This window comes from Streptomyces avicenniae (genome assembly GCF_000719135.1).
In the GTDB taxonomy this organism is placed as follows: Bacteria; Actinomycetota; Actinomycetes; order Streptomycetales; family Streptomycetaceae; genus Streptomyces; species Streptomyces avicenniae.
On sequence record NZ_JOEK01000005.1, the window covers coordinates 1 to 26,132 of the forward strand.

Sequence of the window (26,132 nt, forward strand, 5' to 3'; positions counted from 1 at the left end):
GGGTGGGGGCGGGGGGGGGAGGGGGAGAACCGGAAGCACTTGTCGAGCGGCAGATGGGGATGGACTCGCCCCACTCGCCCCACGGGGCCCGGGTGACGAGGCCGCGGGAAGAACGTGTTGAGCGGCGGGTGGGGTGGGGTGCGGGCGAGGCGTGGGGGCGGTGGGTGATTGCGGTGTGCCGGAGGGGCGGGCTGAGGGGTGTGGGGCCGGAGGCCGGTGGATCGTCCGGCGAGTGGCGCACCCGGGCGGGGGCGGGGGTGGTGGGCGCGGTGAGGCGTCGGACGTGAGGGAGGCGCGGGCGTGCCTCGGGCCGCGCGCCCGTGTGTCGGTGCGAGGTGCGGGGGTGCTGGCGTGGTGGGAAGAGTGGTGGGCGGCGGGGTGTCCGGTGGTCGGCGCGGGGGCGTGCGCCGGGTTGTGGCACCGCCGGTTCTGGGTGTGTGGAGGCTCCGCCTACGCTTGGGCCCATGCCCGTGTCGCGTACCAGGAAGCCCCAGAAGCCCGGCAGGACGCCGCAGCGCGGCGGCGGTCGGCCGTCAGGCCAGGGGCGCGCGCCCTCGCGGAGCGCCGACCGGCGGCGCCCCTGGGTGGTCGTGATCGTCGTGCTGCTGGTGTGCGCGCTGGGCGCGGGCGTGCTCGCCGCGCTCGGCGGCGCGGGCGGGAGCGAGGGCGACGACGGCGAGCCGTTCGGGAACCCGGCGCTGGCCGACGTCGCGCATCGCGACCCGGACGACCCGTTGGCGCTCGGGGACGTGGACGCGCCGGTGGTGCTCGTCGAGTTCCTCGACTTCCAGTGCGCCTACTGCGGCATCCACGCGCGGGAGTTGCACCCGGAGCTGGTGGACGAGTACGTGGACTCGGGGAAGGTCCGCATCGAGTTCCGCAATTTCCCGATCTACGGCCCCGAGTCGGACGCGGCGGCCCGCGCGGCGTGGGCGGCGGGGCAGCAGGGCCGTTTCTGGGAGTTCTACGCGGCGGCGCTCGGCGAGGAGTTCGACATGGACAGCGGCCGGTTCTCCGACGAGGGGGCGCTGGCGCTGGCGGAGGAGGCGGGGGTGCCCGACCTTGACACGTTCCGCCGCGATCTGGACTCGACGGCGGCGGGCGAGGCGGTGGGCCGGGACTCCGAGGAGGCGCTGTCGGCCGGGGTGACGCAGGTGCCGCAGTTCCTCGTGAACGGCCGGTTCGTGACCAGCGCGCAGGATCCCGACGCGTTCCGCTCGGTGCTCGACCAGGCGTACGAGGCGGCGACGGGCTGACCAGGTCGGCCACAAGCTGTCACAATCGACCGACGATATGTCACCGCGCTGATCGCGTTCCGCCACTGCCTGCGGGATTGCCACCAATCCCGGTCGGACGGTCAAGCGCCCGCCTCGTCACGGTTTAGCGTTCCGGGCCATGGCTCAACATCGGAGGAGACGGTGGGGCGCCGGCGCCCACCGGACGGCGCCGCTGCGTACGGCGGCGGCGACCCTCACCCTGGCCGGCGCGCCGCTCGCCGTGGGGGGCGCGGCGGTCGCGGCGCCGGAGCCGAGTGTCGCCGAGGTGCGGCAGCAGGTGGACGAGCTGCACCACGAGGCCGAGGAGGCCACCGAGGCGTACAACGCGGCGACGGAGACCGCCGCGGACGCCGAGGAGGAGCTGGACCGGCTGCGCGACCAGGCGGCGCGGCGCACCGACGACCTGAACGCCGTGCGCCGTGGCCTCGGTTCGCAGGCGCGGGCCGCGTACCGGGCGTCGGGGCTGCCGCCGTCCGTGCAGCTCGCGCTGGCGTCCGATCCGGAGGAGTACCTGGAGCGGGCCGCCGCGCTCGACCGGGCGGGCACCCGCCAGGCGGACGCGATCACGACGCTGAACAACGAGCTGCTGGCCGTCCACCGCCTCCAGGCGGAGGCCGAGGAGACGGCTCTGGTGCTGACCGACGCCCTCGCCGAGGCGGAGGAGCAGCAGGCGACGATCGAGCGCAGGCTCGCCGAGGCCGAGGACCTGCTCGCCGGGCTGACCGAGGCGGAGCGGGCGGCCACGCTGGCCGAGGAGTCCTCCCCGGTCGCCGCGAGTGGTGGGGGTGGGGGCGGGGAGACGGGCGCCGCGCCGCTCGGTGCGTCCGCCGCGCGGGAGGCGTCGCCCAGTGCACGCGCGGCGGCGGCCGTGGGGTTCGCCTACGCGCAGTTGGGCAAGCCGTACGGCTGGGGCGCGACGGGTCCTGACGCGTACGACTGCTCGGGCCTGACGCAGGCCGCCTGGCGGGCGGCGGGCGTCTCGCTGCCGCGTACGAGTTACAGCCAGGTGGGTGTGGGGGCGCGGGTCTCGCGGGAGCAGTTGGCGCCGGGCGATCTGGTCTTCTACTACTCGGGGCTCAGTCACGTGGGCATCTATGTGGGTGAGGGGCAGATCATCCACGCGGCGCGGTCGGGCACCCCGGTGCGGTTGGCGCCGGTGGACTCGATGCCGCTGGTGGCCGCGACGCGTCCCGCGTAGCGCGCTGCCCGGGCGGAGGTGGCGGAGCGCGGTGTCCGGCGGCCGTCGGCGTGGACGGGGTCGGGGTCGGGGTCTGGCGGCGTTCGACGGGCTCGTGCCCTTCTTCCCGCCCCGGGGGTCCCGCATCGGGCCGAAGCGCTGCCCTACGGGGGTATGTGGCGCGGTCATGCGGGGATGGAGTGGTTCGAGCTGCTGGAGCGGAGTTCCTTGGGACGGGCGCGACGGCGGTGGTGCTCACGCGGGTCAGGGCCCGTGCCCGCGCGACGGGGCGTGAGCCGGTCCTCCCGGTCCTTGGGGCGCTCACCGTGCGGGACGGCCGGATCGTGGAGGTGCGGCCGTTCTCCTGGGACAGCGTGGCGATCGCCGACGCCTGCGGGGCGTAGGCGTCCGACGCCCCGCCCCGCCCCGCCCGGACCACCGGCCCGGTCCTACCTGACGCCGATCACCATCAGGGCGAGGGCGGCTATGAGGAGGGCGACGCGGACGAAGTGGAACCGGTCCCAGCGGCGCATCTGCTGCTTCCAGTCGGCGGGCAGGCTCTCGCGGGTCCAGCGGGCGACGCGGGAGTTGATGGGGACGAGCAGGGTGATCGACAGCAGCACGCTGAGGACGAGGAGGGCGGTCGCGGTCCCGAAGGCGCGGGCCCCGGCGTCGCCCCAGGTCAGTGCGGTGACGGCGGCGCCGAGCACGACGGAGCCGATGTACCAGAAGGGCATCACCTTGCCGAGGACGCGGGCGCCGTCGGTGCGGGCGTCGAGGCCGCCGTCGTTCGGGAGCCGGTCGAAGATCGGGTTGACGAAGAAGGCCACCGCGAATTCCACGCCCACCATCACGCCGACGATCACGACGGTGGCGACGGCCAGTGCGTCCTGCATGTCGATTCCTCCGAGTCCCGGCACTTCTAGCGCCGCTAGATATTGATGCGATGCTAACCGTTGCATCGCTCGCTTGTCTAGCGGCGCTAGGAAACTGTCGTGGCGGCGCGCCGGGAACGCCTCCGCGGCCGGGGCGGGCACCCCGGCCGCGGAGGCCGTTCAGGAGGCGCCGACGGTCACCGGGTGGCCGTCGGCGGGCGCGTCACCAGGGGGAAGGCGCCGGGGGCGCCACCACCGGGGGACGGTCGTCGCACGTGAGGGTGTTCGGCAGCTGCCAGGCGCCGAACCACGGCCCCGTGGTGCCGCCACCGTCGTTCCCGCCACCGTCCAGGACGCTGAACTCCGAGCCCGTGGCCGGGAAGTTGAACGCCCCGCAGTTGTTGATGCCGACCGCGCCGACATGGCGCGCGTCCACGTTCTCGAACGTCGCCGAGCCCGCCGTCCGCGCGCTCAGGACCGAGGTGCCCGTGCCGTCCACACGGATGTCACGGAAGTGCGCGTTCTCGATGCTGTGCTCGTTGCGCTGCGCGAACTCGGTCACCAGCATGATCGCGTTGTACGTCGAGTCGAGGTAGTGGTCCCCGGTGACGCGGATGTCCGCGTCGATGTCGCGCTCCAGCGCGTAGAACCAGATGGCGCCGAGGCCGATGTCCCAGTTCAGGTCGAGCGTGCCGCCGCGCACCACCGTGTTGTCGGTGAACGCGAGCCGCCCGCCGAACGGGTCGGCGCCGAAGCGGGAGCCCGCGTGCAGCCCGGAGCCCTCGCGGACGGGGTCGGCGACGAGGTTGCCCTCGACGGTGATGTCGGTGCCGCCGTAGATCGCGATGCCGTTGGCCAGGGTGGGGCTCTGGACGGTGTTGCGGACGAACGAGTTGCGCGCGTTGGTGTTGCCCGGCTCCGACCACATGGCGAGGCCGTCGTCACCCGTGTTGCGGACGAAGTTGCCGCGCGCCACCGAATCGGTCACGCCCCGGTGGAAGTTGAGGGCGTCGGCGATCTGGTTGACGATGACCGTGTCCTCGAGAAGGAAGTTGTCCATCGGCCCGTCGAACCACAGGCCGACCTTGGTGTGGGTGAGGTACAGACGGCGGACGGTGGAGTCGTTGAGCACGCCGCCGATGGCGTTGACCTGGTCGGTGTCGATGCGCTCGGCGACGTCGCCCTCGATGGCGAAGTCGGCCAGGTGCACGTCGCTGCTGCCGCCGTCCTCGGCGTAGCGGCCGTAGAAGCCGACGCCGGTGTGCGTGGAGCCGTCGGGCAGCGGCTCGTCCAGCGGCACCTCCTCGCCGCGGATGATGGTGTACCAGTTGCCCGCGCCGCGGATCGTCACGTCGTCCACGACGATGTGCCGGTTGACCTTGAAGACGCCTGGCGGGAGGTAGACCGGCAGGTCGGCGCGCTGGGCGAAGGCGATGGCGCGCTCGATGGCGGGGGCGGCGTCACGTCGCCCGGTGGGGTCGGCGCCGAAGGCGAGGACGTTGGCGGCGCGCAGGAGGAAGCGCGGGGGTGCGACCTTCTCGGTGTCGATGAGGTCGATGACGGTCCACTCGGCGTTGGTCCCGGGCGGCGCGGTGAGCCGTACGGTGTCGCCCGCCTGGTAGGTGCGGCCGAGCAGGAGGCGCTGCTCGTCGTACATGTGGGTGGGGCGGAACGGCTTCTCGATGACGGGGGCGGGGTCGGTGGCGGCCGGGACGCAGTCGCATTCGGTGAGCCACCAGTCGGGGTGGAGCAGGTCGGCCTGGGGGTCGTTGGTGAAGGGGTACTGGTTGTAGAGCCAGGAGTACTCGGAGGTGAGGGTCAGGTGGCGTGCGGGGCCGACGCGGGAGCCGTCGCGGCGGACGGTGACGTCGAGCGGGGCGGTGATGCCGCCGCCGTCCGCGGCGTCGGGGATGCTGTAGCGCACGGTGACGGCGTTGGCGGCCTCGGGGAGGGTGAACTCGACGTACTGGCCGGGGGCGAGGCTGACGGCGGAGCGTCCTGACGCCTCGGACGGGAGGGTGTAGGGGGTGCGGTCCGGGGCGAGGACGGTGCCGGTGGTGGCGGCGTTCTCGGCCTCCTGCTCCAGGAAGGGGACGTCGGCGCCGCGTCCGGTGACGAGGGCGGGGTCGAGGGCGGCGCGGGTCACCACGGGGGCGGGGGCCGAGCCGTTACCGCCGCTCGCGAGGGCGGTACCCGCTCCGCTGCCGAGCAGCGCTAGGGACGTGACGGCGGCGAGGAGGGCCTCGGCCCGGCGTCGGCGGGTGGGTGGCGCGGCGGAGGGCCGTTCGCGCGTGCCTGTCATCGTTGACCTGTTCTTTCTCTCGGGAACGGGCGACGGCGGGCGGCTGGTCCCGGCCGGGGGATGGAGGGGGGTGGGAAGTGGCGCACACTCAACCACCGATCCCCCGGGCGAGCAATAACCTGCGCAGCACCACGCAAAAAGCCGACTGACACGCGCAATTACCGGGAAGCCGCTCCCGTTGCCGGGACCGTTCACGGCAGCAACGGACGCCGGGGGCACGCCCGCGCGCCGACGCGTCCCCGCGGGCGCGCCGCCCCGCGCCCCGGCGCCCGCGGGCAAGTCCCCCGCCCCGTCGGCCCGTTGCCCGGAAACCGCCGCCACTCCCGTTCCGTAGGGCACAATCCCCCCATCAGAGGCCGCCGGTCACCAGGGATCGGCGGCAGAGTGCGTCGCCGTACGCGGGAGGAGCCGGGAGTGTCGTGAGCGGGGAGGGAGCGGCACAGGAGTTCGCGCGGCTGCGGGACGAGTTCGCGGCGGGCCGCGGGATACCGGAGGCCCTGGCGTACTCGCCCGAGGCGTCACGGCAGTGGGTGTCGGACGAGCTGAGCCGCGCCGCCCGCGACGCCGCGGCCCGCGACCGTGCCGGGGACGCCGCCCGGCTCGCGCGGCTCGGCGGCCGGGCGGCCTGGGGCATCGGCGCGCTGCTGGCGCTCCTCGCCGTGGCCCAGCCGGTCGCGGCGCTGCTGCTGGGCGACGGCTGGCCCGCCGGGCGGACGGCGGCGCTGGTCGCCCTCGTCCCGCCGGGCGCCGCCGTGGCGTACGCGGCGCTGCGGCGCGGGACGCGCGGCGGGGTGCTGGCGCCGCTGATCGGTGACGACAACCGGCTGTCCACCTCGCGGGCGGTCGCCGCCGCCTGGCTGCTGGTGACGTGCCACGGCGCGCTCGCCGTGGCCCTGACCGGCGGCGGGGCGGGGTTCGGGGACGGTGCCGGGCTGCTGGCGTCCGTGGCCGTCGCGCTGGCGGTGACGGTGTGGACGCGGCACACGGTGGCGACGCGCGTACGCGGCTTCCGGATGCAGAAGGTCCGCGCGGACCGCCCGCGCGCCGCCGATCTGCTGACGGACGACGGCGGGCGGGGCAGTTTCACCGCCGGGCAGTACGTGGCGGTCGGCGCGACCGGGCTGCTGTGGACGGCGGCGGCGTTCGCGCGCGAGCCGGGGCGCCTCCCGGCCGTGCCGTGGCCGTTGGTGCTGCTCGGCGTGGCGTCGGCGCTGGCGTACGTCGCGGCGAGGTACACCGAGGGCGGGCGCCCGGTGATCCAGTCGATCGTGCGGGTGCGCGAGGCGGGCGACCTGCACGCGCCCATCCGGCACGGTGACGAGCTGGAGATCCGCGGCTCGGGCTTCGTGCCCGCGGGCGCGGCGGCGCCCGACCGGCTGGCGGAGACGGTGGTGCGGATCGGCGGGGTGGAGGTGCCCGTCCCCCTCGTGCCGGTCACGGGCGGGTTCAGCAATCCGGGTGATACGCGGTTGCGGGTGCCGGTCCCGGTGGAGCTTGACCCGGGCGCCGTTGAGGTCCAGGTGATCACGGCGGCCGGAACGGAGTCGGGACGCTATGTGATCACCGTGGCAGACTGACCGCCCTCACGGACGCCCCACGGAAGGTTCCCGGCCATGTCAGTCACGCCCCGCATCGGTGGCCCGCCCCCCGTCCACACCCGCCTGTCGGGTGTGCCCGTGCCCGGGCGGCAGGAGGCGGCCAGGGAGAGCACCGCGCGGTTCGCCCCGCTGCCCCTGCGCGTCTTCCTGGGAGTGACGTTCCTGTACGCGGGGATCGACAAGTTCTCGGACGCGCGCCCCTTCAGCGGCACGATGAACGCGGGCGCCGTCGAGCGGCTGGTGGCGGTCACCCGGGAGAACGCGGCCCTGCCGCGGCTGTCCGACCTGCTGCTCGACCGGCCCGAGCTGTTCGCCGCCTGTGTGGGCAGCGCCGAGATCGCGATCGGCGCGGCCGTCCTCCTCGGGATGCTGACGCGCTGGGCGGCGGCGGGCGGCGCGCTGCTGACGCTGGCCTTCTGGCTGACGACGGGCTGGCACGCCGACCCGTTCTACTTCGGGCACGACCTGCCGTACGCGCTCGGTTTCGTGACGCTGCTGCTGACCGGCGCAGGGACGCACGCCCTCGGCCCGGCCCTCACCCGCCGCCAGGACCGGCGGAGCCGCCGTCTGTTCGCCCGTCCGAGCTGACCCACCCGCGCCGTACGCGCCACGCGCGCGCCGCACGCCGGGCCGTGAACGTCACGGCGGCCACGGCCCCGCTCACCAGCAGCGCGGCGGGAGCCAGCACGAACACCGCGATCAGCGGCACGCCGTCCCCGTCGCCCTGCAACCGCACGACATGGACGATCGCGATCCCGATCATCGTCAGGCCGAGCACCAGCCGCCAGGGCTCGAACCGGTGCCGCCGCACTCCGCCGCTCATGAGGTCGCCTCCACGGCACGCCGCACCGCGAGGTGCCCGATGCCCATGTCGAGACGCAGCTCGACGGTGCCGCCCGCCGCGTCGCCGTCCTGCGGCCCGTAGGTGACGGTCCGTTCCTGGCTGACGCCGCCGAACGAGCGGACGGGGCCGCCGTCGTCCACGGTGCCGAGCGGGTCGTAGCTGAACGCGCCGACGTCGATCTCGGCGTGGACCTCGACGGTGACGTCGGGCGGCACCAGCACCGTGACCTGCCCGGCGCCCGCCTCGACCGAGGTGGTGACGCGCTCGTCGGCGGCGAGGTCGAGGGCCGTCAGGTTGAGCCGCGCGTCGCCGGTGCCGAGGGAGTACGCGGGCCGCAGCGCGTCCGCCGACTCGACGCGCCACACGGGCTCGGACCAGCCGGTCGAGATGGTGTCGGGCAGCGCGGCGGCGCCGCCCAGCATCAGCGCCGTGACGGCCGTCATGAACACCGTGCCGCCGCCGACGCGCCCGGCGAACGCGCTGATCACCAGGCCCGCGCCGAACACGGCGAGCGCCGCCGTGAGGCCGACGACGAGGGCCGTGCCCAGCGGCTCGCCCTCCCAGGCGAGCGCGGTGCCCGCGACCGCCGCGCACAGGGCGAGGAGCGTCACCAGGACGCCGAGGCGGAACTCGCGGTGCGGGCTCTCCGCCGGGCACGGCGGCGGGACGCTCTCGCGCGGCGCCAGGACGTGCTCGGGCTGCCGGGGCAGCTCGGCGCGCGCGCCCGGCACGTGGTCGGCGGGCCCCCACAGGTAGCCCTGGCCGCTCCTGCCGTCCGCCGTCGTGTCACGCCACCACGAGGGCGCGGCGGGCGGCGGGGCCTTCGCCTCGGGGGGCGCCTCGGCGGCGGCCTGCGCGACGACCGGGTCGCCCGGCTCCCCCGCCGCGCCGCCCCGCACGTCCCGGACCCTGGCCCAGTGGGCGGCGGCGGCCATCGACGCGAAGACGAGGACGGAGAACCACACGACCTCGCCGGTGTCCGCCAGGGCCGCGAGCAGCAGGCCGCATCCGGCCAGGATCATGAGGAGCGCGGTCAGCCCAGGGCCCTCGACGCGGCCGGACAGCAGGCGGCGGCCCTCGTTCTCCTCCTCGCGCTCGAAGGGGATGAGGAGCCAGGCCAGGCCGTACGCGACGAGGCCGAGGCCGCCGACGACCGACAGCAGCGCGAGCGGCACCCGCAGGATCACCGGGTCGAGCCTGAAGTGCCTGGCCAGGCCGCCGCAGACACCGCCGACGACCTTGTGGCGCCTGCTGCGCGTCAGGCGCGTCCACTCGCGCCGTACGCGTGCGGTCGTCGATTCCCCGGCCGGGCCGCCGGTGGTGCGCTCGCTCATACCCCCATGGTCGCGGGCGGCGGACGCGTGCGGAATCCGGGGCGCCCCCGATCCGTCCCTGAGTCCGGCGCCGGGGACACCCCTGATGCCCCCGGTGGGCCGTTCGTGTGACGATCGGGGTATGACGACCCCCACCGCAGCGCCGGGCACGGCGGACGACGACGCGGCCGTGCGCAAGCTCTACCGCGTCGTGGAGGGCCGCTGGCTGGGCGGCGTGGCCCAGGGGCTGGCCGGTCACCTGGGGGTGCCGGTGTCCTGGGTGCGGCTGACGTTCTTCGCGCTGGTGATGGCGAACGGTCTGGGCGTGCCGCTGTACGGGATCTTCTGGTTCGTCGTCCCGCTGGGCACGCCGGTGCGGCCGGTGCCGCCGCCGCCGACCGGGCTGTCGCGTCTGCGGCTGCTGCACCACCACGACAAGCAGCAGCTGATGGCGCTGGTGGTGGCCGTCGCGGCGCTGGGCGCGCTGGGCGTCAACCTGCATTTCCCGATCCAGCCGCAGTACATGTGGCCGCTGCTCGTGGGCGGCATCGGCGCGGCCGTCGTGTGGCGGCAGGCGGACAACGCACGGCGCGCGCAGTGGGCGGCGGCGACGCGCGACAGCCGCTGGCTGCCGCTGCTGCGCAGCGCGGCGGGCGCGGTGCTGGTGTGCCTGGGGGTCGCGGCGTTCGTGGTGGGGCAGGGGGTGTCGGCGGAGGCGCTGAGCATCGTGCTCCAGGCGTCGGTGGCGATGGTCGTCGGGATCGCGCTGCTCGTCGGCCCGTACGTGGTGCGGATGGTGCAGGACCTGTCGGACGAGCGGACGCTGCGCATCAGGGCGCAGGAGCGCGCCGAGGTGGCCGCGCACATCCATGACTCGGTGCTGCACACGCTGACGCTGATCCAGCGCAACGCGGAGAAGCCGCGTGAGGTCGCCAGGCTGGCGCGGGCGCAGGAGCGTGACCTGCGGGCGTGGTTGTACAAGTCGGCGGAGCAGCCGGGGCGGGCGGCGGAGCCGGAGGAGGAGACGGACCGTACGTTCGCCGAGGCGGTGCGGGCGACGGTCGCGGAGGTCGAGGACCATCACGGGGTGCCGATCGAGGTGGTCTGCGTGGGGGACTGCCCGGTGGACGAGGGGCTGGCGGCGCAGTTGCAGGCCGGGCGTGAGGCGATGGTGAACGCCGCCAAGTACGGTGGCGAGGGCGGTCCTGTGCAGGTCTTCGCGGAGGTGGAGGGGCGTACCGTCTTCCTGTCGGTCCGCGACCGGGGCCCGGGGTTCGACGTGGACGCGATCCCGGCGGACCGGATGGGTGTGCGGGAGTCCGTCATCGGGCGTATGCAGCGTCACGGCGGGTCGGCCCGGGTGCGGTCGGCTCCCGGCGAGGGGACCGAGGTGGAACTGACGATGGAGCGGGCGATGGAGCGATCGGCATGACGGACACTCCTGTCGGCGCGGCGGGCGCCGGGGCGGGCGAGGGACGCAGGGCGCGGGTGGTCCTGGTCGATGACCACCGGATGTTCCGGGCCGGGGTGCAGGCGGAGATCGGCCGCACCGAGGAGACGGGCGTCGAGGTGGTCGGCGAGGCGGGTGACGTGGATCAGGCGGTCGCCGCGATCAAGGCGGCGCGTCCTGACGTCGTGCTGCTGGACGTGCACCTGCCGGGTGGCGGCGGGGTGGAGGTGCTGCGGCGGAGCGCGGAGTTGATCTCGGCGCCGGAGCGGCCGGTGCGGTTCCTCGCGCTGTCGGTCTCGGACGCGGCGGAGGACGTCATAGGCGTCATCAGGGGCGGGGCGCGCGGCTATGTGACGAAGACGATCACCGGGCCCGATCTGGTGGGGGCGATCTTCCAGGTGGCGGACGGGGACGCGGTGTTCTCGCCGCGGCTGGCGGGGTTCGTGCTGGACGCGTTCGCGTCGTCGGACGCGACGCCGGTGGACGAGGACCTGGACCGGCTGACGCAGCGGGAGCGCGAGGTGCTGCGGCTGATCGCGCGGGGCTACGCGTACAAGGAGGTCGGCAAGGAGCTGTTCATCTCGGTGAAGACGGTGGAGAGCCACGTCTCGGCCGTGCTGCGCAAGCTCCAGTTGTCGAACCGGCACGAGCTGACCCGCTGGGCGACGGCGCGCCGTCTGGTCTGAGCGTGACGCCCGCGCGGGCCCGGAGCGCCGGGCCCGCGGGGGTGCGTGTCAGACGAGGCGGGTGTCGGCCGGGCCGTCGTCCGGGAGGTGGACGTCGCCCACCGCGACGTTGACCTCGACGACTTCGAGGCCGGTCATGCGTTCGAGCGCCGTGATGACGTTCTCGCGGATCTCGGCGGCCACCTCGGGGATCGGCACGCCGTACTCCACGACGACGTCGAGGTCGATGGCCGTCTGGCGCTGGCCGACCTCGGCGTGGACGCCGCGCGCGACGTTGGAGCGCCCGCCGGGGACGCGGTCGCGGGCCGCGCCCAGGGCGCGCGCCAGGCCGCCGCCGCCGAGGGAGTGGACGCCGGTGACCTCGGCCGCCGCCATGCCGGCGATCTTCTCCACCACTCCGTCGGCGATGGACGTCTGGCCGCGGGTGGCGGCCGGTTCCTCGGGACCGCTGCCGCCGTCGGTGACGGTGGTGGCGCCCTCGGCGCCCGGCGGGACGCCCGCGCCCGCGGGGCTCTCCGTACGCCCTGGCGGCACCTGTGCGCCGCTCGTCTCCACGCCCTCGGTCCCGTCCGCGGGGAACGCCGCCCTCGTCGTGTCCATCGCTGCCTCACACCCCTCACTCGCCGTGCCCGGTCCGCCAGGCATCACGCGGCACGCCGAATTGTTCCGTATGCGCGCGGTCCTCGCGATCCCCGCGCCGGACGCCTTCCCCGTACGGGCGCGGATCACCGCGGCGGGTCCTCCCTTCCCGTCATCCGGCGCGCACGAAGCCGAGGAGGCGCCGCAGGGCGGCCCGCGCGTCGGCGAGGTCGCCCGGCCCGTCGGAGGACGCGAGCCACAGCGCGGCCTCGTTCATGGCGCCCGACAGCAGGTGCACGAGGGGCGCGACGGGCTGCGGCGGGACGACGCCCTCGCGTACGAGGTCGGTGAGGGCGTCCTCCAGGTGCCGGGCGGACGCCTCGCGGTCCATGGCGCGCCACTCGTTCCAGCCGAGGACGGCGGGGCCGTCCACGAGCATGATCCGCTGGACCTCGGGGTCGGCGGTCGCGGTGAGGAACTCCTCGCAGCCCGCGACGAGCCGGTCCCACAGGTCGGCGTGCTGGTCGGCGACGGCGGCGACCCGGCGGCCGACCTCGTCCTGCACGCCCGCCAGGACGGCGCGGAACAGCTCGGCCTTCCCGGCGAAGTGGTGGTAGAGCGCGCCCTTGGTGACCCCGGCGGCCTCGGTGATCCCGGCGAGGCTCACCTCGGCGTAGCCGCGCTCCGCGAACAGGCGTCTGCCCTCGCGCAGCAGCACCCGGCGGGTCCGTTCGCGCTGCCGCCCCCTGATGCCGTCCGCCCGCATCAGCCCACCCCACTTTGACATACCGACGGTACGTGAATACTCTCGCTCACATACCGATGGTATGTGAAAGGTGATCGCCATGCGACTGACCGGTTTCTATCCCGTGATCGGCACCACCGACGTCGCGGAGTCCCACGACTTCTACACGCGGCTGCTCGGCTTCGAGACGACGTTCGAGGCCGACTGGTACGTCAGCCTCCGGCACACGGCGGACCCGCGCTTCGAGCTGGCCCTGCTCGACCCCACCCACCCGACCGTCCCCGAGGGCTACCGCGTCCCGGCGCGCGGCCTGCTGCTCAACGTCGAGGTGGCCGACGTGGACGCGGAGTGGGAGCGGCTCGTCACCCGCGAGGGGCTGCGGCCCGTACTGGCCCTGCGCGACGAGGACTTCGGGCAGCGGCACTTCATCGTGCCCGACCCGAACGGCGTGCTGATCGACGTGATCACGCCGATCGCCCCCTCGGCCGACTTCGCGGCGCAGTACACGGGCGCCTGATCCCGCCCCGGGCGGGCCGGGGCGGGACCTGGGGTCACCGGGGAGGCGGCGCCGGTCAGTCGCTCAGCGCCCGGTAGCGGCGCAGGGCCAGCGCGAGGAAGACCGCCGTCACGAGCACGGGCCACACGTGCGCCATCAGCAGCGCGTTCTGCTCGATCCAGCTGTCACCGGCGGGCGCCGGGTTGCCGAACAGCTCGCGGACCGCCCCCGCCGTGGAGGACACCGGGTTCCACATCGCGAGGAAGCCGAGCCAGTCGGGCATCAGGTGCGGCGGGGTGAACACCGACGAGACCATGCCGAGCGGGAACGCGACGGCGAACAGGTTGCCCGCCGCCTCGATGCTCGGCACCAGCAGCCCGAGCCAGACGCCCACCCAGGTCAGGGCGAAGCGCAGCAGCACCAGCAGCCCGAAGGCGTGCAGCGTCGCGAGGAACCCGCCGTCCGAGCGCCAGCCGATGACCAGGGCGATGACCGCCATCACCACGAGGTCGAGCGTCGCCTGCGCGATGTCGGCGACGCCGCGTCCGGTCACGACGGCCGAGGGCGCCATGGGCATGGAGCGGAACCGGTCGAGCACGCCCCGGTCCCGCTCCACCGCCATGACCATGGCGGTGTTGGTGAAGCCGAAGGCCATCGTCATGGCGAACATGCCCGGCATGGCGTATGCGACGTAGTCCGCGCCGTCGCCGACGTCCATCGCGCTGCCGAAGACGTAGACGAACAGCAGGACCGAGACGATCGGGAAGCCGAGCCCCCACGCGAGGAGGGACGGCTGCCTGGACATGTGCAGCAGCTCGCGCCGCACGAGGGTGAGGCAGTCGGCGACCGCCCAGGACAGCGCGCTCATGCGGCACCTCCGGCGGCGGTCAGGCGTAGGAACGCCTCGTCGAGCGTCGGGCGCCGCAGGCCGATGTCGGCCACGGGCGTGCCCTCGTCCTGGAGCGTGCGGGCGACCTCGGTCAGCGCCGCCACCTCGTCGTCCACCGCGGCGTGCACGCGCAGCGCCTCCTCGTCCGTGTCGGGCCCCTCGCCCCGCGCGACGCGCGCGACGGCCCGCCGCGCGGCCGGGAGCCAGGACGGGTCGGCGACGACGACCTCGATGCGGGCGCCGCCGACCGCGCGCTTGAGCCCGGCGGGGGTGTCCTCGGTGATCTTGCGGCCGTGGTCGATGACGGCGATGCGATCGGCGAGCCGGTCGGCCTCCTCCAGGTAGTGCGTGGTGAGGATGACGGTGGTGCCGGTCGCGGTGAGGCCGCGCACGGCGTCCCAGACCTCGCCGCGCCCGCGCGGGTCGAGGCCGGTCGTCGGCTCGTCGAGGAAGAGCACGTCGGGCGCGAGGATCATGCTGCACGCCAGGTCGAGGCGGCGCCGCATGCCGCCGCTGAAGCCCTTGACCTGCCGGTCAGCGGCCTCCTGGAGCGTGAACGCGGCGATCAGCTCGTCCGCCCGCGCCCGCGCCGCCGCGCGGCCGAGGTGGAACAGGCGGCCGAACAGCACCAGGTTCTGCCGGGCCGTCACGATCTCGTCCACGGCCGGGTGCTGCCCGGCGAGCCCTATGCGGCGGCGGACGAGGGCGGGTTCGCGCCGCACGTCATGGCCGCCGACCTCGGCCCGGCCGCCGTCGGGGCGGGTCAGGGTCGCGAGCATGCGGACGGTGGTGGTCTTGCCCGCGCCGTTCGGCCCGAGCAGGCCGAGGACGGTGCCGCGCCTGACGGCGAGGTCGAGGCCGTCCACGGCGAGGCGGTCGCCGTAGCGCTTGGTCAGCCCCTCGGCGACGACGGAGTGCTCCGACGCCCCTCGGCGCGCGGAGACGGATGGTACTGGCACGCGGATCGGGCCCCCTTCTGGCCGCCGCCCCGACTGGGTACGGCGTACTCAATGGGACGCCACTGTAGCGTACGGCGTACCCAGTGGCGAGGGGGTTCGTTAGACTGCGCGCACCATGGAGTCGGTACACAGCGGCGGCGGCGACATCAGCCGGAGTCTCGAACTGATGTGGCACGGCCGGGAGACCGCCGCGCGCGGCCCGCGGCCGGGCCTGACGCTGGACGGCATCGTGACCGCCGCTGTCGCGCTCGCCGACCGGGAGGGCATCGGCGCGCTGTCGATGCGCAAGGTCGCGGCGGAACTCGGCGTCGGCACCATGTCGCTCTACCGCTACGTCCCCGGCAAGGCCGAGCTGCTCGACCTGATGCTCGACCACATGAACGCCCCGGGGGACGACCCGGAGAACCACCGGGGCAAGGACTGGCGCACCATCATGGAGCTGATCGCCGAGGGCACCTACCGCCTCTACCTCGACCACCCGTGGCTGCTCCAGGTCAACCAGTCGCGCCCGCTGCTCGGCCCGAACGCGATGCTCGGCTTCGAGTTCTCGCTCGCCGGGCTCACCGGCCTCGGGCTGAGCGGCCAGGAGAAGGTCCAGCTCATCATGACCGTGGACTCCTACGTGACCGGCATGGCCCGCTACCACGTGCTGCGCGAGCAGGCGAGACGCGAGACCGGCGTCAGCGACGAGGAGTTCTGGGAGCAGCAGGGCCCGTTGATGGCGACGGCCTACGAGACCGGCCGTTACCCGGAGGTGTTCGGGCTCGCGGAGGACTCGTTCGCCATGGGCGCCGAGGAGTCGATGCGCTGCGGGCTCGCGCTGGTGCTCGACGGGTGCGCGGCGCTCATCGCGGCGCGCGGCGGCGCGGCGGGTGACCGCGCCGCGGACTGACGGGCGCGCGTGTTCCGCCGTACGGGGGCGCGGTGTTACGTTCCGTGCGGCGGGGCGGCCTACGGCGGGGGGACGGCGGACATGGGGTCAGGACGCGGGCTCGCGCTCGCCGGGGCGCTGCTCGCGGCGGCCCTGCTCTCCGGCTGCGGCTCGGGCGGCGGCGGCGAGGGTGACGACGGCGCGCCGCCGACCGGCGCCGGGCCGGCGGCGGAGCTGCTGACCGTCAGCGTCGCGGGCGGACTGGCGGGCGGCCCCGGGGTGTTCCTGGCCGTCGCGGCGGACGGCGGGCTGACGACGGTGGCCGGGACGGGCGCCGAGGTCGCGGAGGACGCGCTGCCGCCCGGCGACCTCGCGACGCTGACCGGGCTGCTGGAGGACGGCGGGTTCACCGCCCTGCCGCCGCAGACGTACGACACGCCCGCGCCGGACGCGTACCACTACACGTTCGTGCACGACGGGCGCTACGTGATGGCGGACGACGCCAGCCTCACGCCGCCGCTGGACGAGGTCGTCGCGGTGCTGGGGCCCTACCTCAGCGCCGCCGGGTGACGAGCCGCCGCAGCAGGACGACGGCGAGGACCGCGGCGGCCACCACGACGGCGGCGCGCGTGGACAGGGCGATCTCGCCGTCGTCGTCCCCGCTCCCCTCCCCCGCCGCGCCGTCCTGCGCGGCCGTCCCGCCGTCCCCTTCGGCGTCGCCTTCGGCTGCCTGCTCGCGGACGGTCTCCGGCAGCAGCGCGCCGCCGAGGGCGACCGGTTCCACGGCGCTGGCCTCGCCCTCGCTGCCGAACATCAGCGTCCGCCCGTCCGGGGTGAACGTCACGGACTCGCCCTGCTGCTGGAGGGGCGGCACGACGCGCTGGTCGAGCGGCTCCGGCGCGCCGTCGTCGTGCCACCGGTACATGACGGCGCCGAAGTAGCCGCGCAGCAGCAGCCGCGTGCCGTCCGGCGAGAACGCGCCGTCCGTCACCCACAGGTCGAGGTCGGCGACGGGCTCGAAGACGTTCACGCCGCTCGTGGACAGCTCCTCCGGCCCGGCGTAGAGCTTCGCGCCGCCGTCCTGCTTCTTGCTGGCGACGTACACCCGCCCGGTGACGGGGTGGACCATCAGGGCCTCGGCGTCGCGCGGGCCGTCCGCGTAGGTGAGGGTGCTGACGGTCGGCGTGACCGTCGCGTCGGCGAGGTCGGCGGGCTCGGGGAGGCGGTAGATCCACACCTCGCTCCAGCCGCCGTCGAAGTTGTCCCCGATGTCGGCCACGAACAGTTCGTCGCCCGGGCCGAGGGAGACGGCCTCGATGTCGCGGGCCTCCACGCCGTCGAGCGTGACGGTCGCGACGGTGTCGCCCGTGGCGCCGTCCACGGCGTAGAGGAGGGCGGCGTCGTCGCTGTCGTTGTGCGTCCAGTAGACGCCGGGGTGCTGCCTGCTGGCCTGGAGGCCGCTGGACTCGACGATCCGGGGATCGGTGAGCGTGAACGCCTCGGGGGCGGCGTCGTCCGCCACGGCGGGACCTGCGGCCGTCGCCACGGGCAGCGGCGCGAGGACGGCGAGGGTCACCAGGGTGACGAGGGCGGCGGGGCGCGGCGTCGGCGGCATGGGCCAAGCCTGCCAGGAGCGGCGCCCGTGCGGCGCGTCCCCCTGCCGGGAGCACGCCCGGGGGGCGGGGAACCCGGCCCGCGCGGGGGGACGTTGGTGATCATGGGGACATCGCAGGCAGCGACATTGCGGCCACCCTTCGCGCTCCCTACTGTCCCCCTCATGAGCGGACATGGTCAACGGCAAAGGTCCGGCGGCACGGCGCGGCGCCGTGTGGCGCCCTGGGTGGCCCCTGGCATCGGCGCGGCGGGCGCGGCACTCGCCGTCGTCGGCTCGCTGCTCACCTGGGGCACGGTCAACCATCCGATGTGGGGCGAGCAGGAGATCGCCGGGCTCGACGGGGACGGGATGTGGACGCTGTGGCTGTCGCTGGGCGCGCTGCTGCTGTTCCTGGGCACGCCGGTGGCCCGGCTGCCGCTGCTGTCGGCGGTCGCGGGGCTCCTCGCGGTCGGCGCGGCGGGGCTCGGCGGGCTCAACGCGTTCGGGCCCGACCGGTCGGCGCGGATCTACGTCCGTGAGGTCCTGGGGAGGGCGGGGGACGGGGAGCAGGAGATCTTCGGCCTGCTGCTCGACCACGGGTCGGCGGCGGGCGTCTGGCTGGTCCTCGCGGCGGCGCTGGTGAGTGTCGCCGCGGCGGTCTGGACGGTCGTCCAAGCGGGGGCGCTCCTTCCCGTTGAGGAGGAAGTGCGGCACGTCGAGGAAGAGTTGGCGAAAAGGTAAGTCCGATGAGCCGCAAAACGGGCACGCGCGTTGCGGCATTTCCCGGGGCTTTCTAGGTTCCTCGCCATGAGTTCCTACGGTCAGTACCCCGCCGCTCCCGGCGCGACGCCCACGGGGGGCGCCGCGCCGGGGTCGGCCCGCACCACCCTGCTGCTCGGCGTCGCCGGGCCGCTCCTCCTGCTCCTCGGTTCCCTGCTCGCCTGGTCCACCGTCGAGCCCCTCGACGGCGGCGGCTTCGGCCCGACGGAGAGCGAGTCCTCCAGCGGCATCAACGGCGACGGGCTGTGGACGCTGCTCCTCGCCCTCGCCGCGGGCGCGCTGCTGGTCGTCGGGCTGCTGCGGGCCAAGGCCGTCCTGGTCCTGGCGTCGCTGGCGCCCTCCGCCATCGCCCTGCTCGTGGTGATCCTCAACGTGGTCAGCCCGGACCGTACGGCCCGCGCGGACCTCGAAGGCGAGGACATCCCCTCCGAGGCGATAGACGAGGTGCTCGACCTCGTGGAGGTGTCGGCGGGCTTCGGTGTGTGGATCGCCCTCGTCGGCGCGCTGCTCGCGATCGGCTCGGCCGTCTTCCTGGGCCGGAAGACCGCTTCCTGACTCCGCGCCCGGCACACGGGTGAAGGCCGTCGCCCCCCGGGGCGGCGGCCTTCGGCGTCGAATTCGGCGGACCGGCAAGGGAATTCCCGCACACAGCGGAAAGGGCGGGCGCCCGGAAAGAGATCCCGCCGCGGAAAAACACGGAAAGGGAATCCGCCGCACGGAAAGGGAATCCCGATTCCGCCCGCACTCCCCGGGCGCCCACCGGCACCGATGATCCGAACACCCTTGCGTGGAGCGCGCTCCAAGGCGTTGGCTGGGGCCCCATGAGGTACACGCAACTCGGACGTACAGGACTCAAGGTCAGCAGGCTCGTGCTCGGCACGATGAACTTCGGTCCGCAGACCGGCGAGACCGACAGCCACGCGATCATGGACGCCGCGCTGGAGGCGGGCGTCAACTTCTTCGACACGGCCAACGTCTACGGCGGCCCGGAGAACAAGGGGCGCACCGAGGAGATACTCGGCTCCTGGTTCGCGCAGGGCGGCGGACGCCGCGAGAAGGTCGTCCTCGCGACGAAGGTCTACGGCGGCATGGACCCGAACAGCGACGCGCCCTGGCCCAACACCGACCGCCTCTCCGCCCTCAACATCCGCCGGGCCGTGGACGCGAGCCTGCGGCGTCTGGGCACCGACCACATCGACCTGTACCAGTTCCACCACGTGGACCGCGCGACGCCGTGGGAGGAGATCTGGCAGGCCATCGACGTCCTCGTGCAGCAGGGCAAGATCCTGTACGCGGGCTCGTCCAACTTCGCCGGCTGGCACATAGCCAAGGCCAACGAGGCCGCCGCGCGCCGCCACTCGCTGGGGCTCGTCAGCGAGCAGTGCCTCTACAACCTGGTGGAGCGGCGCGCGGAGATGGACGTCCTCCCGGCGGCCGAGGACTACGGCCTGGGCGTCATCCCCTGGTCGCCGCTGGCGAGCGGGCTGCTGGGCGGCGCGGTCCGCAAGGAGCGGGAGGGCGGCGGGGCGGCGAAGCGGTCGGCCGAGGCGCTGGCCCGCAGCGGCGCGCGCGAGCGGATCGAGGCGTACGAGGACCTGCTCGCCGCGCGCGGCCTGGACCCGGGCGAGGTGGCCCTCGCGTGGCTGCTGACGCGCCCGGCCGTCACGGGGCCGATCATCGGCCCGCGCGTGCGGGAGCAGCTGGACTCGGCGGTCCGCGCCGTGGACCTCGACCTCGACGAGGAGCTGCTGTCCGAGCTGGACGCGATCTTCCCCGCCACGGGCCCCTCCCCCGAGGCGTTCGCCTGGTGACACCCCACGCGGCGGCCAGGGGCTCAGCCCATGGCCGCCGCGACCACGACGACGGCGAGCAGCGCTACCAGCGCCGCGGTGACGATCCTGCTCCTGGTCCTGGCGTTCACCCGCTCAACGGTACGCCCAGCCGCCAGGCCGCCTCCGTCGTGTACGGCAGTCCGTCCACGCCGCCCATGAGCAGCAGCCGCTCCACGCGCCAGCGGCCGGTCCGCAGCCCGGCCAGCCGCGCCGCGTACGGGGCGAGGTCGGCGCCGCGCCCGCCGCGCGCGAGGGTGAGGTGCGGACGGTAGACGGGGTGGCGCTCGTCCTCCCGGCGCGGGACGGCCGCGGCCAGGCGGGTGAGCGCGTCCGTGTCGCCCTCCACCCCGGCCCACAGCACGCGCCCGCCGAACGTGTCGGCGCCCGCGAGACCCAGGGTGAACGGGGCGGTCCCGGCCGCCGTCGCCGCCAGCCCCGCGAGCAGGTCGGCGCGCTGCTCGGGCGTGCGTTCCCCGTAGTAGGCGAGGGTGATGTGCCGGTCGGCGGGGGCGCTCCAGCGGAGCGTGTCGGCGCCCGGCAGGCCGCGCGGCGCCGCGAGGGCCGGTTCCAGTTCCCGCGTGATCGTCTCGGGCGGCACCACCGCCGCGAACAGCCTCATGCCCCGGATCATCCCCGCCCGTCACCCGTAGGATCAACTGCCATGCTGATCAGACGTGGTGGACCGGAGGACGTGCCCGCGATGCTGGGGATGCTGGACAGCGCCGTGGCGTGGCTGGTCGAGCGGGGGCGTACGGGGCAGTGGGGCACGGAGCCGTGGTCCACGCGGGAGGGCCTGCCGGACCGCGTGGCCGGGTACGTGCGGGACGGCGAGACGTGGGTGGCCGAGCTGGACGGGGTGCCCGCGGGGGCGATGGTGCTGCTGCCCGCGCCGCGCGCCCACGTGCGCCCGGCGGACGAGCCGGAGGTGTACGTGCAGCTCCTCGTCGCGCACCGCCGCTTCGAGGGCCGGGGCGTCGGGGCGGCGCTGCTGCGGCACGCCGTCGCGGAGGCGCGGGGCAAGGGCGTCGATCTGCTGCGCGTGGACTGCTACGCAGGGGGCGACGGGGCGCTCGTCGCGTACTACCGGGGGCAGGGCTTCGCGCCCGTCGAGACGTTCGATGTCGGCGAGTGGCACGGGCAGGTGCTCGGCCGCCGGGTGCTGACGGACGGGCCCGTCACTCCCGCGTAGGAGTGCCGGGCCCGCACGGGACGGCGCCGCGCGTCAGGCGGGGGCGGTCAGCTTGTCGCCCTCACGGGGGACGAAGGCGACCCGCCGCCGCCCGGCGCGCAGCGAGATCTCCAGCCGCAGCCCGCCGATCCGCGCCAGGACGAGCGCGACGCCCATGGCAGCCAGCAGGCAGACGAGGCCGCCTGACGCCATGCCGACGCGTGCGCCGAACTGGTCGGTGACCCAGCCCATCAGCGGGCCGCCGATCGGGGTGCCGCCGACGAACACCATCATGAACAGGCTGATGACCCTGCCGCGCATGGCGGGGTCGCTGGCCAGCTGGATGCTGGAGTTCGCCGTGACCTGGAACGTCAGCGACGCGACGCCGACCAGCGGCATCACCAGCGCGAAGACCCAGAACGCCGGGGCGAGCGAGGCGGCCGTCAGCGCGACGCCGAACAGCGCGCCCGCCGCGACCGTGAACCGCATGCGGCGGCTGCCGCGCCGGGCCGCGACCAGGGCGCCCGCCACGGACCCCGCGGCCATCAGCGAGTTGAGCAGGCCGTACGTCCCGGCCTCCGAGTGGAACACGGTGTCGGTGAAGGCGACCAGCCAGATGGCCGCGTTGAACCCGAAGGTGCCGATGAAGCCGACCAGGACGATGAGCCACAGCAGGTCGGGCCTGCCGCCGACGTAACGCAGGCCCTCCCGCAGCTGCCCCTTGCCGCGCGGCGTGCGCACGGCCGGGTTCAGCTCCGAGGTGCGCATCATCAGGAGCCCGACGATGGGCGCGGCGAACGACAGGCCGTTGACCAGGAACGCCCATCCCGAGCCGACCGCCGAGATCATGACACCGGCGACGGCGGGGCCGACGAGGCGGGCGGACTGGAAGTTCGCCGAGTTCAGCGAGACGGCGTTCCGCAGCAGGCGCGGCCCGACCATGTCGGAGACGAACGTCTGCCGCGCCGGGTTGTCCACCACGGTGACGAGGCCGACGACGAACGCGATCGCGTACACGTGCCAGACGTTCACGACGCCCGTGAACGTGAGGACGGCCAGCGTCAGTCCGGTGATCCCGAGGGCGAACTGCGTGCCGAGCAGGAGGCGCCGCTTGTCCAGCCGGTCGGCGAGGACGCCGCCGTAGAGGCCGAACAGCAGCATCGGGAGGAACTGGAGCGCCATGGTGATGCCCACGGCGGCGGCCGATCCGGTCAGTTCGTGGACCAGCCAGTCCTGGGCGATGCGCTGCATCCACGTCCCGATGTTGGAGACGGCGGAGCCCAGGTAGTGGATCCGGTAGTTGCGGACCCGGAAGGAACTGAAGGTGGATATCTTCTCGGTCGTCAGGGGTGCGGGTGCGGAGTCTGCTCCGGGTCCCGGACTCAAGGGTCAACACTCCTTCGTGCGCTGCGTCGTGCGGTCGTGCGGGGGGTTCGGCTCACAGGTGGGCGAGTTTGTGGAGGACGGGCGCGGCGGCGCGCAGCGCGGCCCACTCCTCCTCGTCGAGACCGGCGGCGGCCAGTTCGGCGAGCCAGGCGTTGCGCCTGCTGCGGCTCGCCTCAAGCACCTCTTCCGCCTCGTCGGTCACGGCGACGAGCTTCTGCCTGCGGTCGTCGGGGTGGGGGGTCAGCTCGATGAGCCCGCGCTCCTGGAGGAGCGTGATGATGCGGGTCATGGAGGGCGGCTGGACGTGCTCCTTGCGGGCCAGTTCGCCGGGGGCGAGCGGTCCGCAGCGTGCGAGCGTGCCGAGTGCGGAGAGTTCGGCGAGACCGAGGGTGCGGTCCCCGCCGAGGTGCCGCAGCCGTCGCGACAGCCGCAGGACGCCCATCCGCAGGGCGTTGACCGCCTCGGCGTCCTCGGGACCGTCCAGCTTCAGGTCGGACATGTACCACCGCTCTCACTCATTAGCTTGCCTAACGAACAATATTACGCTCATACGACTGTTCCCACTCCTGCTCGGCCGGACGAGTGACGCATTCCACGCGATCTCCACGCCACGCACACGCCACGAACCGCCCGCACGCCCCGAGTAGGCTTGCGCCATGCGCTGGGCGAACCTGACCGACGGCAAACGCGAGGCCCCCGAACCCCTCGAAGGGCCGGTCGTGGGCACGATCGTGACGGGCACCGCCGTCTGGGCCGTCCTGTTCGTCGCCCAGCTCCCCTTCTACGGCTGGTTCGACGACCACGGCCACACCTGGTGGGTGTGGTCCTGCCTGGCGGGCGCGGGTCTTGGCACCTTCGGCATCTGGTTCGTCCGCCGCCGCGACGCCGCGATCCGCGCGGCCCGGGAGCGTCAGGCGGGCTGAGCCCCGGCCCGCGGTTACCGTCGGGGGATGACGGAGAACGGGGCGGCGCCCGGCCTGTCCGCCGACGAGGTCGCACGGCGCGTCCGGCGCGGCGAGGTCAACGACGTACCGGCCCGCACCTCCCGCTCCACCGGCGAGATCGTCAGGTCCAACGTCCTCACCTTCTTCAACGCCCTGATGGGCACGCTGTTCCTCGTCGTCCTGGTCGTCGGCCCGCTCCAGGACGCCCTGTTCGGCTTCATCGTCGTCGCCAACTCCGCCGTCGGCATCGTCCAGGAACTGCGCGCCAAGCGGACGCTCGACGGCCTGGCCGTCGTCGGCGAGGCACACCCGGCCGTCCGCCGCGACGGCCGCACCCACCGTGTGCCGACGCACGGGATCGTCCTGGGCGACCTCGTGGAACTCGGCCCCGGCGACAAGGCCCCGGTGGACGGCACGGTGACCGAGGCCGACGGCCTGGAGATGGACGAGTCGCTGCTGACCGGCGAGGCCGACCCCGTCGCCAAACGGCCGGGCGACGCCGTGCTGTCCGGCAGCTTCGCGGTCGCGGGGAGCGGTGCGTTCACCGCCACACGGGTCGGCCGCGACGCCTACGCCGCCCGGCTCGCCGACGAGGCGTCACGCTTCACGCTCGTCCGCTCCGAGCTGCGCGGCGGCATCGGCCGTGTGCTGCGCTGGTGCGTCGGCATCATGATCCCGGCGGCGCTCGGCCTGATCCTCAGCCAGCTGCTGGTGGAACGCACCGACACGCGCGAGGCGATCCGCCGCATGGTCGCCGGGATCGTCGTCATGGTGCCTGACGGCCTGGTGCTGATCACGTCGGTCGCCTTCGCCGTGGGCGTCGTCCGGCTCGGGCGGCGCCGCTGCCTCGTGCAGGAACTGCCCGCGATCGAGGGGCTGGCGCGGGTGGACACCGTCTGCCTCGACAAGACGGGCACCCTCACCGAGGGCGGTCTGGACCTGGCCGCCCTGCGCCCGCTCGGCGGCGCGAAGGAGCAGGACGTACGCCGCGTCCTCGGCGCGCTCGCCGCCGCCGACCCGCGCCCGAACGCGAGCCTGCGGGCCGTCGCCGCCGCCTGCCCCACGCCCGAAGGGCTGCGCGCGGACGCCACCCTCCCGTTCTCCTCCGCACGCGGGTACGGCGGCGCCGTCCTGACCGGCACGAGCGGCGCGGGCTCCTGGCTGCTCGGCGCACCCGACGTCCTGCTGCCCGACGGTCATCCACAGCTTGTGGACATCGAACGGCTGAACGCGGAGGGGCTGCGCGTCCTCCTCCTGGCCGCCTCCGACCGCCCACCGGACGCGCCCCGCGACGCCCCGCCGGAACCGGCCGCGCTCGTCGTCCTCGAACAGCGCGTACGCCCCGAGGCCGCCGACGCCCTGCGCTACTTCGCCGGGCAGGGCGTCGCCGTGAAGGTCGTCTCGGGCGACAACGCCGTCTCGGTCGGCGCCGTCGCCGCCCGCCTCGGCCTGCCGGGGGCCGACCACCCCGTGGACGCGCGCACGCTGCCCCAGGACGGCGCCGCGGAGGCCGCCGAACACGCCACCGTGCTCGGCCGCGTCACCCCCGACCGCAAGCGCGCCCTCGTCCGCGCCCTGCGCTCCCGCGGCCACACCGTCGCCATGACCGGCGACGGCGTGAACGACGCGCTGGCCCTGAAGGACGCCGACATCGGCGTCGCCATGGGCTCGGGCTCCGAGGCGACCCGCGCCGTCGCCCAGATCGTGCTGCTCGACGACGACTTCACGGCGCTCCCGTCCGTCGTCGCCGAGGGCCGCCGCGTCATCGGCAACATCGAGCGGGTCGCCGGGCTGTTCCTCACCAAGACGGTCTACTCGGTCCTGATGGCCGTCGCGGTGATCTGCACCGCCGTGCCCTACCCGTTCCTCCCCCGCCACCTGACGCTGCTCTCCGCGCTGACCATCGGCATCCCCGCGTTCTTCCTCGCGCTCGCGCCGAGCGCCGAACGGGCACGGCCCCACTTCGTGCGCCGCGTCCTGCGGATCGCCGTCCCCTTCGGACTGGTCGCGGGCGCCGCCACGTTCGCCGTCTACCTCGGCGCCCGCGCCTACTACGGCGGCAGCTCGGACGGCGCGCTGCGGGCCGAGACGAGCGTGGCGACGCTGACGCTCTTCCTCATCACCCTGTGGGTCCTCGTCATCGTCGCCCGGCCGCTGACGTGGTGGCGCGTGCTGCTGGTCGCGGCGATGGGCGGCGCGTTCCTGCTGGTCATGGCCGTGCCGTGGCTCCAGCGGTTCTTCGAGCTGCGGCTCGCGGGCTGGACGATGCCCTGGACGGCCGTGGGCGTCGCGGTGGCGGCGTGCGTCCTGCTGGAGGCCAGCAGGTTCCTGCCGTGGGTCCGCCACCCGGGGCGTGACGAGGGGTAG

The 26,132-nt window shown here is 74.3% G+C and carries 28 protein-coding genes; 16 read left to right on the forward strand and 12 right to left on the reverse strand.

The genetic code is table 11. The features are described 5' to 3' along the window. Positions 1-464 precede the first annotated feature (464 nt). The 3 genes from IF27_RS09925 (at position 465) to IF27_RS32020 (ending at position 2,858) form a co-directional block, all read left to right on the forward strand. A complete protein-coding gene (locus tag IF27_RS09925; protein ID WP_110945733.1) occupies positions 465-1,256 on the forward strand; it encodes a DsbA family protein in 792 nt (263 codons plus the stop codon). A gap of 139 nt (positions 1,257-1,395) precedes the next feature. After that, a complete protein-coding gene (locus tag IF27_RS09930) occupies positions 1,396-2,475 on the forward strand; it encodes a C40 family peptidase (protein ID WP_110945734.1) in 1,080 nt (359 codons plus the stop codon). Positions 2,476-2,630: 155 nt separating this feature from the next. Continuing rightward, a complete protein-coding gene (locus tag IF27_RS32020; RefSeq protein ID WP_420821993.1) occupies positions 2,631-2,858 on the forward strand; it encodes a nuclear transport factor 2 family protein in 228 nt (75 codons plus the stop codon). A 45-nt stretch (positions 2,859-2,903) separates the two neighbouring features. On the opposite strand, the gene IF27_RS09935 is transcribed toward IF27_RS32020, so the two are convergent. Both IF27_RS09935 and IF27_RS09940 read right to left on the reverse strand, forming a co-directional pair. Next, entirely contained in the window at positions 2,904-3,350 is a 447-nt protein-coding gene (locus tag IF27_RS09935) for an anthrone oxygenase family protein (protein ID WP_052849090.1), read from the reverse strand. A gap of 202 nt (positions 3,351-3,552) precedes the next feature. Beyond that, a complete protein-coding gene (locus tag IF27_RS09940; protein ID WP_052849091.1) occupies positions 3,553-5,631 on the reverse strand; it encodes a glycosyl hydrolase family 28-related protein in 2,079 nt (692 codons plus the stop codon). Between the two features lie 419 nt (positions 5,632-6,050). Between IF27_RS09940 and IF27_RS09945 the strand changes: the two genes are divergently transcribed. Both IF27_RS09945 and IF27_RS09950 read left to right on the forward strand, forming a co-directional pair. Beyond that, entirely contained in the window at positions 6,051-7,208 is a 1,158-nt protein-coding gene (locus IF27_RS09945) for a hypothetical protein (protein WP_052849092.1), read from the forward strand. Between the two features lie 36 nt (positions 7,209-7,244). Continuing rightward, positions 7,245-7,817, forward strand: a complete 573-nt coding sequence (locus IF27_RS09950) for a DoxX family protein (protein WP_052849093.1) — start codon at positions 7,245-7,247, stop codon at positions 7,815-7,817. Here the strand turns inward: IF27_RS09950 and IF27_RS09955 are convergent. Both IF27_RS09955 and IF27_RS09960 read right to left on the reverse strand, forming a co-directional pair. After that, positions 7,765-8,052, reverse strand: coding sequence for a hypothetical protein (locus IF27_RS09955; RefSeq protein ID WP_190232892.1), 288 nt, complete (start codon positions 8,050-8,052; stop codon positions 7,765-7,767). The genes IF27_RS09950 and IF27_RS09955 overlap by 53 nt on opposite strands. Next, entirely contained in the window at positions 8,049-9,407 is a 1,359-nt protein-coding gene (locus IF27_RS09960) for a PspC domain-containing protein (protein ID WP_052849095.1), read from the reverse strand. The genes IF27_RS09955 and IF27_RS09960 overlap by 4 nt, the downstream gene beginning before the upstream one ends. Positions 9,408-9,528: 121 nt before the next feature. On the opposite strand from IF27_RS09960, the gene IF27_RS09965 reads away from it, so the two are divergent. Together IF27_RS09965 and IF27_RS09970 are read left to right on the forward strand one after the other, a co-directional pair. Continuing rightward, on the forward strand, positions 9,529-10,818 hold the full coding sequence (locus IF27_RS09965) for an ATP-binding protein (RefSeq protein ID WP_052849096.1): 1,290 nt from the start codon (positions 9,529-9,531) through the stop codon (positions 10,816-10,818). Then, positions 10,815-11,522, forward strand: a complete 708-nt coding sequence (locus tag IF27_RS09970; protein WP_052849097.1) for a LuxR C-terminal-related transcriptional regulator — start codon at positions 10,815-10,817, stop codon at positions 11,520-11,522. Before IF27_RS09965 ends, IF27_RS09970 begins: the two co-directional genes overlap by 4 nt. Positions 11,523-11,570: 48 nt before the next feature. Here the strand turns inward: IF27_RS09970 and IF27_RS09975 are convergent, their stop codons facing one another. Together IF27_RS09975 and IF27_RS09980 are read right to left on the reverse strand one after the other, a co-directional pair. Further along, on the reverse strand, positions 11,571-12,122 hold the full coding sequence (locus tag IF27_RS09975; protein WP_052849098.1) for an Asp23/Gls24 family envelope stress response protein: 552 nt from the start codon (positions 12,120-12,122) through the stop codon (positions 11,571-11,573). Positions 12,123-12,273: 151 nt separating this feature from the next. Next, on the reverse strand, positions 12,274-12,888 hold the full coding sequence (locus IF27_RS09980) for a TetR/AcrR family transcriptional regulator (RefSeq protein WP_420821994.1): 615 nt from the start codon (positions 12,886-12,888) through the stop codon (positions 12,274-12,276). Positions 12,889-12,946: 58 nt separating this feature from the next. Between IF27_RS09980 and IF27_RS09985 the strand changes: the two genes are divergently transcribed. Next, on the forward strand, positions 12,947-13,363 hold the full coding sequence (locus IF27_RS09985; RefSeq protein WP_052849100.1) for a VOC family protein: 417 nt from the start codon (positions 12,947-12,949) through the stop codon (positions 13,361-13,363). Positions 13,364-13,418: 55 nt separating this feature from the next. On the opposite strand, the gene IF27_RS09990 is transcribed toward IF27_RS09985, so the two are convergent. Beyond that, positions 13,419-14,210, reverse strand: a complete 792-nt coding sequence (locus tag IF27_RS09990) for an ABC transporter permease (protein ID WP_052849101.1) — start codon at positions 14,208-14,210, stop codon at positions 13,419-13,421. Then, positions 14,207-15,190, reverse strand: coding sequence for an ATP-binding cassette domain-containing protein (locus tag IF27_RS09995; RefSeq protein WP_052849102.1), 984 nt, complete (start codon positions 15,188-15,190; stop codon positions 14,207-14,209). Before IF27_RS09995 ends, IF27_RS09990 begins: the two co-directional genes overlap by 4 nt. A gap of 115 nt (positions 15,191-15,305) precedes the next feature. Here IF27_RS09995 and IF27_RS10000 point away from each other — a divergent pair, with 115 nt between their 5' ends. Further along, positions 15,306-16,082, forward strand: a complete 777-nt coding sequence (locus IF27_RS10000; RefSeq protein WP_052849103.1) for a TetR/AcrR family transcriptional regulator — start codon at positions 15,306-15,308, stop codon at positions 16,080-16,082. Between the two features lie 81 nt (positions 16,083-16,163). After that, complete coding sequence (locus IF27_RS10005; protein WP_052849104.1) at positions 16,164-16,631, forward strand: hypothetical protein; 468 nt, start codon at positions 16,164-16,166, stop codon at positions 16,629-16,631. Here the strand turns inward: IF27_RS10005 and IF27_RS10010 are convergent. Continuing rightward, on the reverse strand, positions 16,615-17,676 hold the full coding sequence (locus IF27_RS10010) for a hypothetical protein (RefSeq protein WP_052849105.1): 1,062 nt from the start codon (positions 17,674-17,676) through the stop codon (positions 16,615-16,617). The two genes, IF27_RS10005 and IF27_RS10010, sit on opposite strands and share 17 nt — an antisense overlap. Positions 17,677-17,838: 162 nt before the next feature. Between IF27_RS10010 and IF27_RS10015 the strand changes: the two genes are divergently transcribed. The 3 genes from IF27_RS10015 to IF27_RS10025 all read left to right on the forward strand — a co-directional run bounded on the left by IF27_RS10015 (position 17,839) and on the right by IF27_RS10025 (position 20,246). Then, entirely contained in the window at positions 17,839-18,396 is a 558-nt protein-coding gene (locus IF27_RS10015; protein ID WP_190232893.1) for a hypothetical protein, read from the forward strand. Positions 18,397-18,462: 66 nt separating this feature from the next. Then, positions 18,463-18,990 carry a hypothetical protein gene (locus tag IF27_RS10020; RefSeq protein WP_052849107.1) on the forward strand — a complete coding sequence of 176 codons (528 nt, stop codon included), beginning with the start codon at positions 18,463-18,465 and terminating at the stop codon, positions 18,988-18,990. Positions 18,991-19,256: 266 nt separating this feature from the next. Further along, complete coding sequence (locus IF27_RS10025) at positions 19,257-20,246, forward strand: aldo/keto reductase (protein WP_052849108.1); 990 nt, start codon at positions 19,257-19,259, stop codon at positions 20,244-20,246. A gap of 106 nt (positions 20,247-20,352) precedes the next feature. Here the strand turns inward: IF27_RS10025 and thpR are convergent, their stop codons facing one another. After that, complete coding sequence (thpR, locus tag IF27_RS10030) at positions 20,353-20,886, reverse strand: RNA 2',3'-cyclic phosphodiesterase (RefSeq protein ID WP_052849109.1); 534 nt, start codon at positions 20,884-20,886, stop codon at positions 20,353-20,355. 42 nt (positions 20,887-20,928) lie between these two features. Here thpR and IF27_RS10035 point away from each other — a divergent pair, with 42 nt between their 5' ends. Then, positions 20,929-21,456: a GNAT family N-acetyltransferase gene (locus IF27_RS10035; RefSeq protein WP_052849110.1), complete on the forward strand. Its 528-nt coding sequence runs from the start codon at positions 20,929-20,931 to the stop codon at positions 21,454-21,456. 33 nt (positions 21,457-21,489) lie between these two features. Here IF27_RS10035 and IF27_RS10040 read toward each other — a convergent pair whose 3' ends face one another. Continuing rightward, positions 21,490-22,821, reverse strand: a complete 1,332-nt coding sequence (locus tag IF27_RS10040; RefSeq protein WP_052849111.1) for an MFS transporter — start codon at positions 22,819-22,821, stop codon at positions 21,490-21,492. A 52-nt stretch (positions 22,822-22,873) separates the two neighbouring features. Beyond that, a complete protein-coding gene (locus IF27_RS10045) occupies positions 22,874-23,320 on the reverse strand; it encodes a MarR family winged helix-turn-helix transcriptional regulator (protein ID WP_052849112.1) in 447 nt (148 codons plus the stop codon). A 157-nt stretch (positions 23,321-23,477) separates the two neighbouring features. Here IF27_RS10045 and IF27_RS10050 point away from each other — a divergent pair, with 157 nt between their 5' ends. Then, positions 23,478-23,744 carry a DUF2530 domain-containing protein gene (locus IF27_RS10050; protein WP_052849113.1) on the forward strand — a complete coding sequence of 89 codons (267 nt, stop codon included), beginning with the start codon at positions 23,478-23,480 and terminating at the stop codon, positions 23,742-23,744. Between the two features lie 27 nt (positions 23,745-23,771). Next, positions 23,772-26,132: an HAD-IC family P-type ATPase gene (locus IF27_RS10055; RefSeq protein WP_052849114.1), complete on the forward strand. Its 2,361-nt coding sequence runs from the start codon at positions 23,772-23,774 to the stop codon at positions 26,130-26,132.

Excerpts from the sequence above, each read along its gene's own strand:
- IF27_RS09970 (WP_052849097.1), top strand. The coding sequence starts at position 10,815 with ATGACGGACACTCCTGTCGGCGCGGCGGGCGCCGGGGCGGGCGAGGGA.
- IF27_RS09935 (WP_052849090.1), bottom strand. The coding sequence starts at position 3,350 with ATGCAGGACGCACTGGCCGTCGCCACCGTCGTGATCGTCGGCGTGATG.
- IF27_RS09950 (WP_052849093.1), top strand. The coding sequence starts at position 7,245 with ATGTCAGTCACGCCCCGCATCGGTGGCCCGCCCCCCGTCCACACCCGC.
- IF27_RS10020 (WP_052849107.1), top strand. The coding sequence starts at position 18,463 with ATGAGTTCCTACGGTCAGTACCCCGCCGCTCCCGGCGCGACGCCCACG.
- IF27_RS10050 (WP_052849113.1), top strand. The coding sequence starts at position 23,478 with ATGCGCTGGGCGAACCTGACCGACGGCAAACGCGAGGCCCCCGAACCC.
- thpR (WP_052849109.1), bottom strand. The coding sequence starts at position 20,886 with ATGAGGCTGTTCGCGGCGGTGGTGCCGCCCGAGACGATCACGCGGGAA.
- IF27_RS10015 (WP_190232893.1), top strand. The coding sequence starts at position 17,839 with ATGAGCGGACATGGTCAACGGCAAAGGTCCGGCGGCACGGCGCGGCGC.
- IF27_RS09930 (WP_110945734.1), top strand. The coding sequence starts at position 1,396 with ATGGCTCAACATCGGAGGAGACGGTGGGGCGCCGGCGCCCACCGGACG.
- IF27_RS10000 (WP_052849103.1), top strand. The coding sequence starts at position 15,306 with ATGGAGTCGGTACACAGCGGCGGCGGCGACATCAGCCGGAGTCTCGAA.
- IF27_RS09975 (WP_052849098.1), bottom strand. The coding sequence starts at position 12,122 with ATGGACACGACGAGGGCGGCGTTCCCCGCGGACGGGACCGAGGGCGTG.
- IF27_RS09925 (WP_110945733.1), top strand. The coding sequence starts at position 465 with ATGCCCGTGTCGCGTACCAGGAAGCCCCAGAAGCCCGGCAGGACGCCG.
- IF27_RS09955 (WP_190232892.1), bottom strand. The coding sequence starts at position 8,052 with ATGAGCGGCGGAGTGCGGCGGCACCGGTTCGAGCCCTGGCGGCTGGTG.
- IF27_RS09990 (WP_052849101.1), bottom strand. The coding sequence starts at position 14,210 with ATGAGCGCGCTGTCCTGGGCGGTCGCCGACTGCCTCACCCTCGTGCGG.
- IF27_RS10010 (WP_052849105.1), bottom strand. The coding sequence starts at position 17,676 with ATGCCGCCGACGCCGCGCCCCGCCGCCCTCGTCACCCTGGTGACCCTC.
- IF27_RS10025 (WP_052849108.1), top strand. The coding sequence starts at position 19,257 with ATGAGGTACACGCAACTCGGACGTACAGGACTCAAGGTCAGCAGGCTC.
- IF27_RS09960 (WP_052849095.1), bottom strand. The coding sequence starts at position 9,407 with ATGAGCGAGCGCACCACCGGCGGCCCGGCCGGGGAATCGACGACCGCA.
- IF27_RS10045 (WP_052849112.1), bottom strand. The coding sequence starts at position 23,320 with ATGTCCGACCTGAAGCTGGACGGTCCCGAGGACGCCGAGGCGGTCAAC.
- IF27_RS09985 (WP_052849100.1), top strand. The coding sequence starts at position 12,947 with ATGCGACTGACCGGTTTCTATCCCGTGATCGGCACCACCGACGTCGCG.
- IF27_RS10005 (WP_052849104.1), top strand. The coding sequence starts at position 16,164 with ATGGGGTCAGGACGCGGGCTCGCGCTCGCCGGGGCGCTGCTCGCGGCG.
- IF27_RS09965 (WP_052849096.1), top strand. The coding sequence starts at position 9,529 with ATGACGACCCCCACCGCAGCGCCGGGCACGGCGGACGACGACGCGGCC.
- IF27_RS10035 (WP_052849110.1), top strand. The coding sequence starts at position 20,929 with ATGCTGATCAGACGTGGTGGACCGGAGGACGTGCCCGCGATGCTGGGG.
- IF27_RS10055 (WP_052849114.1), top strand. The coding sequence starts at position 23,772 with ATGACGGAGAACGGGGCGGCGCCCGGCCTGTCCGCCGACGAGGTCGCA.
- IF27_RS09980 (WP_420821994.1), bottom strand. The coding sequence starts at position 12,888 with ATGTCAAAGTGGGGTGGGCTGATGCGGGCGGACGGCATCAGGGGGCGG.
- IF27_RS09940 (WP_052849091.1), bottom strand. The coding sequence starts at position 5,631 with ATGACAGGCACGCGCGAACGGCCCTCCGCCGCGCCACCCACCCGCCGA.